This window comes from Aliterella sp. E5.1 (genome assembly GCF_057473825.1).
The window spans coordinates 1-1538 of sequence record NZ_JBYCCV010000366.1 but is presented as its reverse complement, the minus strand read 5'-3'; the positions used below and the strand labels follow the sequence as shown (position 1 = coordinate 1538).

The window sequence follows — 1538 nt, the reverse complement described above, 5'->3', positions numbered from 1 at the left end:
CTACCTCGAGATGTTCGGAAATCTTTGATCTCCTGCAATGATTGAATTAAGTTGAGCGCCATCTTAATTTCTCAAACTTATTTGTTTTAATCATTATAATATTTTCTTAATCAACGAATTATCCCTGCATCTTGCGCTCCTCTAATTTCCAACTGCAACGGCACAAACTGCTGCTCTGCTTCCCGAATTTCTTGGAACGATGCTGACTGCGCTCGTCCTTCCCGCAGCCAACTCCGCAACGCCCCAATTGTTTCCTGTTGAGAAACAGACAGTGGTACTTGACGCTTCAATGCCCCAGAAATATCAGAGGTAGTGAACTCCCGACTAGAGTTGAAACCTACATACATCGCATCAATAATCGCCTGCTCGATCTCTGCTCCTACATAACCTGCCGCTTCCCGTGCCAATTGCGTGCTGTCGAAGTCCTGGGGCAGGCGTTGACGCTTACGCAGATGCACTGTAAAAATCTCTTTACGCTCCTCTACTGTGGGCAGATCGAGGAAGAAAATCTCGTCAAATCGTCCTTTACGTAGTAGTTCTGGCGGTAAGCTAGAAATATCATTAGCGGTAGCCACCACAAAACAAGGTGCAGTCTTTTCCTGCATCCAGGTAAGAATCGTGCCAAATACCCGTTTGCTTACGCCGCCGTCCGCCCCTCCAAAGGCAAACGCTTTTTCAATTTCATCAATCCACATTACGCAGGGAGCTACTGTCTCTGCTAGTTGCAACGCTCGTCGGGTTTTTTCTTCTGACTCACCTACTAAACTGCCGAACAGCGATCCTACATCTAACCGCAACAAAGGCAACCGCCACAAGCCACTAATCATTTTGGCAGTCAGACTTTTGCCTGTGCCGGGAATGCCAATCAAAGCGATTCCTTTGGGCGAAGGCAGCCCATAGTTACGTGCTTCTTGGGTGAATGCTCGTTCCCGCATCCTCAGCCATTCTTTCAATACTTCTAACCCACCGACATCCGCAGGTGTTTCATGGACAGCATAAAACTCCAGTGCCTCACTCTCACGGATAATTTGTTTTTTTTCCTCCGTCACTAGGTCAATGTCGCGGTCATCTAATACCCCATGACTGACAATCGCTTTGCTAAATACTCGCTGTGCTTGAGATGCGGTTAGTCCTAAAGCTGCTTGTACCAGTTTCTCCCGTCCCAATCGCGTCAGGTTTACTTTTACCCCTGGTGTTTGGGTAAGTCGTTGCAGCACTGCTTCCAACTCAGGTGTTTGGGGCATTGGGAATTCTACTACTACGGCTTCATCCTTCAACTCTGCGGGAATTTTGCTAGAAAAAGACGTAACTAAAATAGATTTCTTGCTGAACTTCAGCCGTTGGGCGACGCTGCGGAGTTTGCGCTTGAATTGGGGATTAGTCCAACAGTCATGAAAATCCTTCAGGATAACCCTCTTTTATCACTCTAAGCAGAGAGTATTTAGAATAAAAATAGATACTACTGTTTGAAAGCAAGTATGTCAGTTGCGAGATCTGCTCAACCCACAATCCGATTTGTAGATGAGTACTGCCGACTA

At 46.6% G+C, this 1538-nt stretch carries 1 protein-coding gene; it reads right to left on the bottom strand.

Features of this window, described 5'->3' with window-relative positions:
- Window positions 1-110: 110 nt before the first annotated feature.
- Window positions 111-1244, bottom strand: coding sequence for an AAA family ATPase (locus AC2VE5_RS27315; protein WP_486890668.1), 1134 nt, complete (start codon window positions 1242-1244; stop codon window positions 111-113).
- Window positions 1245-1538 lie beyond the last annotated feature (294 nt).

What these genes read in the sequence shown, in the direction of transcription:
- AC2VE5_RS27315 (WP_486890668.1), bottom strand. Translation starts at nt 1,244, where the DNA reads ATGCCCCAAACACCTGAGTTGGAAGCAGTGCTGCAACGACTTACCCAA.